Raw genomic sequence first — 9,482 nt, 5'->3', positions numbered from 1 at the left:
GGTCATGGTGTCCCCGTGCGGTCGGGCCCGATTTCTACCGGGCAGTAGCTTTTGCACGGTTGTAGCGAGCGGTGCCGACCGCCGCAAACGCACCCGGCGTCTGTCCGGGTGAACGAGGTGAATTCACCTATCAGGCGGACCCCCCGGACGCTCCTTGACCGCGGTCCCGGGGCGACCTGCGGCGTCGGTGGGGCGGCGCGGGGTCCTGCGGGCCGGCGGACGCGTCGGGTCGGCGCCGACAGCGCGCCGTAAACTGACGGTCACTGCGGTCCCGGCCTTACACGAAAGCGGCAGTCATGCGCGTCTACCTTCCTCTCACCCTCCCCGGTCTCGCCGCCGCGCACCAGGAGGGCGAGGTGGGCCCGGCCCCGCTCACGGCCTATGCGGTGACGCCGGGACTGCGCGCGTGGTCCGGTTCGGACGATCTGGAGGAGCTGGAGTACGCGGCGCTCGGCCGGGCCGCCCGGGCGAGCCTGCGGCTGCTGGCCGCCGACCAGGACGCGGCGCGCCGCCGGGTGGTTCTCGCGGCCGACGTCGCCGACCGGGACGTCCGACCGGACGGGCAGGACGGGCAGGACGGGCAGGACGGCGGCGAGGGCGGTTCCGGCGGCGAGCGCGGCGAGGGTGACGAGCGGCTGGGCGAGGTCCGGCTGGCCCGCCCGCTGCCGCTGTCGCGGGTGGCGGCCGTGCACGTGGACGCCGAGGACGCCGCGGAGGCCGTCCAGGCGGCCGCCAGGGCGCTGGCCGGGCCCGGCGGCGCGGAGGGCAAGGACGCCGCCGGGACACTGGCCGAGGCGGAGGACCACGAGCTGCTGTGGTACGCCACACAGGAGCTGGAGAACCTGCTCTGACCTGCGGCGAAGCCCCGCGGGTCGGGCGAGGGGCCCTGCTGCCGGGCCGCCCCGGGCAAAACCGGCTGTCGCGTTGTCAGTGCCAGGACATACCGTCGAAGACATGGACCGCCGCACGCACATCGTCTGGGACTGGAACGGCACCCTCCTGCACGACATCCACACCGTCATAGCCGCCACGAACGCCGCGTTCGGTGAGCTCGGGCTGCCCTCGATGACGTTGGACCGGTACCGCGAGCTGTACTGCGTGCCCATACCCCGGTTCTACGAGCGCGTCATGGGCCGGATGCCGACCGACGAGGAGTTCGCCGCGATGGACGCGGTCTTCCACCGGCACTACTTCTCGCTGGTGGACGCGGCGGTGCTGACCGAGGGCGCCGCGGAGCTGCTGGCCGCCCGCGCGGCCGGCGGTCACACGCAGTCGCTGTGTTCGCTCGCGGCGCACGACCATCTGGTGCCGATGGTCCGGCGGCACGGCATCGACCACCACTTCGTCCGGGTGGACGGCAACCTCGCCCCGTACAACGGGCGGGGCAAGGCGGAGCAGATGGCCCGCCACCTGGAGGCGCTGACCACCGGTGCCGACCAGGCGGTGGACCCGGTGCGCACGGTGGTCATCGGGGACGCGGTGGACGACGCGCGGGCGGCGGCGCACGTGGGCGCGCACGCGGTCCTGTACACGGGTGGGTCGCACAGCCGGGCGAGTCTGCGGACGGCCGGCGTTCCGGTCGTCGACTCGCTGGACGAGGCGGTGGCCGTGGCCGACGAGCTCGTCACGGGCTGACTCGTCACGGCTGATTCGTCACGGCAGGCTCGTCACGGGCTGAAGGGTCACCCCACCGGTCCAGTGGGCGTCCCGTGTATCGCGACCCTGTCTTGTATCCGCTGTGCAGAACGTCAAACATCCTGGCGCGGATTTGTTCAGATTGGGACCATGACGCGCCCCCGGGCCGGCGAGATAGCCTTACCTACGTGATCAGCGCGATATCCACGACAACCGTGGACGGGGCGCGCGGCGACGTTGCCGCCCCCGGTACCGGCCCGAGGCCTGTCTGTGCCCGGGGCGCCGCTGACCGTGTCACCCGGCATGCCGTCGTCACCGAGCGCACCTTCCGTGCGGCCGCCCCCAGGACGGCGACGTGCCTTCACCCATCTGACGTCACGCAACGGCGCGCGACAGGAGCCAGAGGACATGCAGACCAAGCTGGACGAAGCCAAGGCCGACCTGCTCGTACGAGCCGCCCAGGTCGCTGAGAGCAGCCCGACCGGGAGCTTCCCGTCGCAGGGGCTCCCAGCGGACACGCTGCTCACCTACCTCCAGCGTTACTACCTGCACACCGCCCCGGAGGACCTGACGGACCGGGATCCGGTCGACCTCCTCGGTGCGGCCCTCGGGCACCACCGGCTCGCGCAGGAGCGCCCGCAGGGCACCGCGAACGTCCGGGTCTACACGCCGACGGTCGACGAGAACGGCTGGACGTGCACCCACACGGTCGTGGAGGTCGTCACCGACGACATGCCGTTCCTGGTCGACTCCGTCACCAACGAGCTGACCAGGCAGCACCGGGGCATCCACATCGTCATCCACCCCCAGGTCGTCGTCCGCCGCGACGTGACGGGCCGGCTGCTGGAGGTCCTGGAGACCGGCCGGGAGCCGCACGCTCCGCACGTGGACGAGGACCTGCCGCAGGACGCGCTCACCGAGTCGTGGATCCACGTCGAGATCGACCGGGAGACCGACAGCGGCGACCTCCAGCAGATCGCGGCCGACCTGCGCCGCGTGCTGTCCGACGTGCGGGAGGCCGTCGAGGACTGGCAGAAGATGCGCGGCGCCGCGCTGCAGATCGCCGACGACCTGCCCGCGGAGCCGACCGACGACATCGGCGACGAGGAGATCGACGAGGCCCGGGAGCTGCTGCGCTGGCTCGTCGACGACCGGTTCACCTTCCTCGGCTACCGCGAGTACGCGCTGGAGCCGGTCGAGCCGGAGGACGGCGTCGACGCCGTCCTCAAGCCGGTCCCCGGCACCGGCCTGGGCATTCTGCGCTCCGACCCGAACCACGGCGGCGGGGACGACGGCCACCCGGTCTCGCCGTCCTTCAACCGGCTGACCGCCGCCGCCCGCGCCAAGGCACGCGAGCACCGGCTGCTGGTGCTCACCAAGGCGAACAGCCGGGCGACGGTGCACCGCTCCTCCTACCTCGACTACGTCGGGGTGAAGAAGTTCGACGAGCAGGGGCGGGTCGTCGGCGAGCGCCGCTTCCTCGGCCTGTTCGCGGCGTCGGCGTTCGTGGAGAGCGTGCGGCAGATCCCGGTGATCCGCCGCAAGGTGGAGGCCGTGCTGACGGCCGCCGGTTTCACGCCGAACAGCCACGACGGCCGCGACCTGCTCCAGATCCTGGAGACCTACCCCCGCGACGAACTGTTCCAGATCCCGGTGGAGGAGCTGCGCTCGATCGCGATCTCGGTGCTCTACCTCCAGGAGCGCCGCCGGCTGCGGCTGTTCCTGCGCCAGGACGAGTACGGCCGCTACTACTCGGCGCTGGTCTACCTGCCGCGTGACCGCTACACGACGGCGGTGCGGCTGCGGCTGATCGACATCCTCATGGAGGAGCTGGGCGGCGCCAGCGTCGACTTCACCGCGTGGAACACCGAGTCGGTGCTGTCCAGGCTGCACTTTGTCATCCGCGTCCCGCCGGGCACCGAGCTGGACGCGCTGACCGAGGCCGACGTGGAGCGCATCGAGGCCCGGCTGGTGGACGCCGCCCGGTCCTGGGCGGACGGCTTCGCGGACGCGCTGGTCGCCGAGGTGGGCGAGGAGCGCGCGGCCGAGCTGGCGCACCGTTACGGCAACACGGCCTTCCCCGAGGGCTACAAGGCGGACTTCCCGCCGCGCGCCGCCGTCGCCGACCTGCAGCACCTGGACGAGCTGCACCGGGGCGTGGGCGAGAAGGACTTCTCGCTCAGCCTGTACGAGCCGGTCGGCGCGGCCCCCGGCGAGCGCCGGTTCAAGATCTACCGCACCGGCGAGCCGGTCTCCCTGTCGGCTGTCCTGCCGATCCTGCAGTCGATGGGCGTGGAGGTCATCGACGAGCGGCCGTACGAGCTGCGGCCGGCCGACGGCAGCCGCGCCTGGATCTACGACTTCGGGCTGCGGCTGCCCGAGGAGCAGCTGCAGCGGATGGGCGACGACGCCCGGGCCCGCTTCCAGGAGACCTTCGCGGCCGTGTGGGGCGGGCACGCGGAGAACGACGGCGTCAACGCCCTCGTGCTGGCCGCCGGCCTCACCTGGCGGCAGGCGATGGTGCTGCGGGCCTACGCCCGCTACCTGTGGCAGGCGGGTGCCAAGTTCGGCCAGGCCACGATGGAGGAGACCCTCCGCCGCAACGTGCACACCACGCGGCTGCTGGTGAGCCTCTTCGAGGCGCGGCTCTCCCCGGACCGGCAGAGCGCGGGCACCGAGCTGATCGACGGGCTGCTGGAGGAGCTGGACGGCGCGCTGGACAACGTCGCCAACCTCGACGAGGACCGAATGCTGCGGTCCTTCCTGACCGTCATCAAGGCGACGCTGCGCACGAACTACTTCCAGCCCGGCCCGGACGGCGAGCCGCACGACTACGTGTCGATGAAGCTCGACCCGCAGGCCATCCCCGACCTCCCGGCGCCGCGCCCGGCGTACGAGGTGTGGGTGTACTCGCCCCGCGTCGAGGGTGTGCACCTGCGGTTCGGCAAGGTCGCCCGAGGCGGACTGCGCTGGTCGGACCGGAAGGAGGACTTCCGGACGGAGATCCTGGGTCTGGTGAAGGCGCAGGAGGTGAAGAACACCGTCATCGTGCCGGTCGGCGCCAAGGGCGGCTTCGTGGGCAAGCGGCTGCCGGATCCGGCCAAGGACCGGGACGCCTGGCTCGCCGAGGGCATCGACTGCTACCGCACGTTCATCTCCGGCCTGCTGGACATCACCGACAACCTCGTCGCCGGCCAGGTGGTGCCGCCGAAGAACGTCGTCCGCCACGACGGGGACGACACCTACCTGGTCGTCGCCGCCGACAAGGGCACCGCGACGTTCTCCGACATCGCCAACGAGGTAGCGATCTCGTACGGCTTCTGGCTGGGCGACGCGTTCGCCTCCGGTGGCTCGGCGGGCTACGACCACAAGGGCATGGGCATCACCGCGCGCGGCGCCTGGGAGTCGGTCAAGCGGCACTTCCGGGAGCTGGGCCACGACAGCCAGACCGAGGACTTCACCGTCGCGGGCATCGGCGACATGTCCGGTGACGTGTTCGGCAACGGCATGCTGCTCAGCGAGCACATCAGGCTGGTGGCGGCGTTCGACCACCGGCACATCTTCCTCGACCCCGACCCGGACGCCGCCGTCTCCTACGCCGAGCGGCGCCGCCTCTTCGAGCTGCCGCGTTCCTCCTGGGAGGACTACGACAAGGAGCTGATCTCCGCCGGCGGCGGGGTCCACCCGAGGACGGCGAAGTCGATCCCGATCAGTGCCCAGGTGCGGTCGGCGCTCGGCATCGACGCCGGAGTCGCCAAGATGACGCCGGCGGAGCTGATGCAGGCGATCCTGCGGGCCCCGGTGGACCTGCTGTGGAACGGCGGCATCGGCACCTACGTCAAGGCGTCCACCGAGACCCACCAGGACGTCGGCGACAAGGCCAACGACGCTATCCGGGTCAACGGCGAGGACGTGCGGGCCCGCGTCGTCGGCGAGGGCGGCAACCTCGGCCTCACCCAGCTGGGCCGTATCGAGTTCGCCCGCGCCGGCGGCCGGATCAACACCGACGCCATCGACAACAGCGCCGGTGTGGACACCTCCGACCACGAGGTGAACATCAAGATCCTCCTCAACTCCGTGGTGGCCGAGGGCGATCTGACGGTCAAGCAGCGCAACAGGCTGCTCGCCGACATGACCGACGAGGTCGCCGAGCTGGTGCTGCGCACCAACTACGCGCAGAACGTGGCGCTGGCCAACGGTCTGGAAACGGCGTCCAGCCTGATCCAGGCCCACCAGCGGTTCATGCGCCACCTGTCCGCCAGCGGCCGGCTCAACAGGGAGCTGGAGTTCCTGCCGTCCGACAAGGTCGTGCGGGAGCGGCTGGGCAGCGGGCACGGGCTGAGCCAGCCCGAGCTGTCGGTGCTGCTCGCCTACGCGAAGATCACGCTCACCGAGGAGCTGATCGACAGCCGCCTGCCGGACGACCCCTACCTGCGGAAGCTCGCCCACGAGTACTTCCCGCGTCCGCTGCGCGAGCGCTTCCCCTCCGAGATCGACAACCACCCGCTGTGCCGCCAGATCATCACCACGGTGCTGGTCAACGACACGGTGAACACCGGCGGCACCACGTTCCTGCACCGGCTGCGGGAGGAGACCGGCGCCTCCCAGGAGGAGATCGTCAGCGCGCACACCGCCGCCCGTACGATCTTCGGCCTCGGCCGGATCTGGGACCAGGTCGAGGCGCTGGACAACGTCGTGGCGGCCGACGTGCAGACCCGTATCCGGCTGCACTCCCGGCGGCTGGTCGAGCGGGCCACCCGCTGGCTGCTGGGCAACCGCCCGCAGCCGCTCCAGCTCGCCGAGACGGTGGCGTTCTTCCAGGAGCGGGTCGAGGCGGTCTGGGCGGAGCTGCCGAAGCTGCTCAAGGGCGAGGACCTCGCCTGGTACGGCAGGATCTACGACGAGATGGGCGCCGCCGGGGTGCCGGACGAGCTGGCCCAGCACGTGGCCGGTTTCTCCTCGGTCTTCCCCGCGCTGGACGTGGTGGCGGTCGCCGACCGCACCGGGCGGGACCTGATCGACGTCGCCGAGGTCTACTTCGACCTGGCCGACCGGCTCGGCATCACCCAGCTCCAGGACCGGGTCAGCGAGCTGCCGCGCGCCGACCGCTGGCAGTCCATGGCCCGCGCCTCGATCCGCGAGGACCTGTACGCCGCGCACCAGCTGCTCACCGCCGACGTGCTCGCCGCCGGTGACGCGGACGCCACGCCGGAGGAGCGGTTCAAGGCGTGGGAGGAGAAGAACGCCGCGGTCCTGGGCCGGGCGTGGGTGACGCTGGACGAGATCAAGGCGTCGGACACGTTCGACCTGGCGAACCTGTCGGTCGCGATGCGGACGATGCGCACGCTGCTGCGCAGCAACCGCTGACCGGGCGCCTGATCCCAGGGCATCACCGAGACGCGCGTCGGCCCGGCCGGAGAATCCCGGCCGGGCCGACGCGCGTCTCGGTGGGGGCGCGGCCGCTACGCGCGGGAGGCGCGCGCCGGGGGCGGGCTCGACGAGCCGTCGCCCCGTCGGGCGGCGTGGATCACCGGGCGCGCGCCGTCCTCCCGGCCCGGTACGCCCACCGGGCGGCGCAGCTCGCGCGGGACCACCGGCGCCGGCCGTGCCCCGTCCAGGAAAACCGAGCGCACCACGCGCTCCGCTGCCAGCCCGTCGTCGTAGGGGCAGAACCGGGCGCGGAACGCCGCCCTGCGCTCCGCGGCCCGGGCCGAACGCCACAGGTCCTCCCGAAAGCAGGCCACCAGCGACTCCAGGTCCCGCACCACCGGGCCGGGCGCGGCGTTGGGCAGGTCGAGGCAGCTTCCGCGGGTCGCCCGGTAGGTCTCCCAGTCCGGGGCGTGCACGACGATCGGCCGGTCCAGCACGGCGTAGTCGAACATCAGGGGCGAGTAGTCCGTCACCAGCGCGTCGGCGGCCAGGCACAGTTCTGCCGCGCGCCGTGCCGCCGAACCGTCGAGCACCACGTATCCGGGGCCCAACGCACTGGCCAGCCGGGAGAGTTCGAGCGGCGGTGCGCCGCCGTGCAGGTAGTCCCGTTCGGCGGGCGCGTAGAGCACGGCCACCACGCCCGGCGGTACGCCGAGCTCGGCGCGGAGCCCGGCGACGTCCTCCGCGGTCGCCCGGAAGAAGACGTCGTTGCGGGGCGCGCCGAACTCCAGGGTGGTGTAGCCGCCGGGGTAGGCGCGTTCGAAGGCCAGCGTGGAGTGGCGGTTGGCCGAGAGGCTGTAGTCCCACTCCTCGACGCGTTCCAGCAGCCGCGCCGCCTCGGCGCCCATCCCGTCCCCCCGGGCCGGGCGGGCGGCGCGGGGGGACCGGTCCCGCAGTTCCACGCCGAGGCGGCCGAGCGGCGTGCCCTGGTGGGTCTGCAGGAGCACCTGCCCGGCCCGCTTGTGCCGGCGGGCACCGAAGTCGCCGTCGCTGACCAGGTACTTGGCGCGGGCGAGCGCGCTCCAGTAGGCCGCCGAGCCGGGTTGCAGCCGGCGTACGCCCGGCGGCAGCTCGGCGGCGTGTGCCGCGTCCGCCACCCATGCGGTGCGCAGCCCCGGCACCAGTTCCCGCGCCTTGGCCTCCAGCGCCGCCGGGTCGCCGTCGTACACCGGCCGGCCGTCGGCCGGGTGGGTCAGGAAGACGGCCAGCGAGGGGTCGAGCCGCCGCCGGCACTGCACCGAGTGGTGCAGCCGCAGCATCGCAGCCCGTGTCGACCGGCCGGCGGCCCGCAGCCGGCGGCCCAGCGCACGCAGCGACCACAGCGCGGAGAAGGTCCGGCGGGCGCCGAGCCGCACCAGGACGTGCGCCAGGTTCGTGCGACCGGCCGAGGACTGGTGGCGGAGGCACAGCCGGCTGCTGCGCCGGAAGAACTCCGCCCGGCCCGCCCTGGGCAGCCGGCCGGGGGCGAGGAACAGCCCCGCGAGGTGGTCGGCCATCCGCCGGTAGAGCACGGGCCGCCAGCGGGCCAGCTCCGGATGGTCGTCGAGGAACGCGAACACCCGGTCGTACTGGCCGAAGACGTCGAAGTGCCGCCGGGTGGTGCCGGACAGCAGCGCGCCCTCGCGGCGCTGCCGGTGCACCACGCAGACCCGGTCCAGGACGGTGACCGCCTCGGCGGTGAGCAGCGTGCACCACGTCCACGGCACGCCCTCGTGCGCGCCGGGCGGCAGTCGCAGGCCGCGGGCGGCCAGGAAGTGCCGCCGGTACACCTTGTTCCACACCGCCGTCGGCAGCCGCAGCAGCTCCGGCCGGTCCCGGAGCCGGAACACCTGCGGTTCGCGTTGGGCGAGCGGGGCCAGCGGTCCGCCGCCGCGGTCGCTGCCGCCGTGCCAGAACGCCCGCACGTGGTCGAAGACGAGCACGTCGGGCTCGCCGGTCTCGGAGAGGCGGGCGGCGAGTGCCTGGAGCGCCCCCGTGGTGAGCGCGTCGTCGCTGTCGAGGAACAGCACGTAGTCGCCACGGGCGTAGGTGAGTCCGGCGTTGCGCGCGGGTCCCGGGCCGGTGGGGCCGGGCAGTCGCAGCACGGTCACCCGGGGGTCGGCCGCCGCGTCGGCGAGCAGTTCCCCGCAGTCGGGTGGTGAGCCGTCGTCGACCAGGATCAGCTCCAGGTCCGTGAACGACTGGGTGAGGACGGAGTCCAGGCACTCGGGCAGATATGCCTGCACCTGGTGGACGGGAACGATGACGCTGAATCGAGGCACGGCACATCCACGGTCTGGGCGCGGTCTGATTAGCCCGATAATGCGTCACGTAAGGGGGCGAATCGTGCAGACATATCGCGCAGATGACCGACTGGCGACCGGAAACCGTCCGTTCGGCGCATCCGACCACCCGACCGGCGGCCCCGGTCGGGGTTG

The 9,482-nt window shown here is 72.5% G+C and carries 4 protein-coding genes; 3 read left to right on the top strand and 1 reads right to left on the bottom strand.

The window, feature by feature from the left end; genetic code table 11:
• Window positions 1-296: 296 nt before the first annotated feature.
• From FNX44_RS01825 to FNX44_RS01815, 3 genes are all read left to right on the top strand, one after another.
• Window positions 297-851: a DUF6912 family protein gene (locus FNX44_RS01825; RefSeq protein WP_143646121.1), complete on the top strand. Its 555-nt coding sequence runs from the start codon at window positions 297-299 to the stop codon at window positions 849-851.
• A gap of 103 nt (window positions 852-954) precedes the next feature.
• On the top strand, window positions 955-1,635 hold the full coding sequence (locus FNX44_RS01820; protein ID WP_143646120.1) for an HAD family hydrolase: 681 nt from the start codon (window positions 955-957) through the stop codon (window positions 1,633-1,635).
• Between the two features lie 408 nt (window positions 1,636-2,043).
• Window positions 2,044-7,002, top strand: coding sequence for an NAD-glutamate dehydrogenase (locus FNX44_RS01815; RefSeq protein ID WP_143646119.1), 4,959 nt, complete (start codon window positions 2,044-2,046; stop codon window positions 7,000-7,002).
• 95 nt (window positions 7,003-7,097) lie between these two features.
• Here FNX44_RS01815 and FNX44_RS29605 read toward each other — a convergent pair whose 3' ends face one another.
• The gene (locus tag FNX44_RS29605; protein ID WP_143646118.1) at window positions 7,098-9,326 is read right to left on the bottom strand and encodes a bifunctional glycosyltransferase/CDP-glycerol:glycerophosphate glycerophosphotransferase; all 2,229 of its coding nucleotides are present in this window, start codon (window positions 9,324-9,326) and stop codon (window positions 7,098-7,100) included.
• Window positions 9,327-9,482: the final 156 nt, after the last annotated feature.

Source organism: Streptomyces alkaliterrae, assembly GCF_007097205.2.
In the GTDB taxonomy this organism is placed as follows: domain Bacteria; phylum Actinomycetota; class Actinomycetes; order Streptomycetales; family Streptomycetaceae; genus Streptomyces; species Streptomyces alkaliterrae.
The sequence above is the reverse complement of the archived record's forward strand: the minus strand, read 5'-3'. Positions and strand labels throughout refer to the sequence as shown.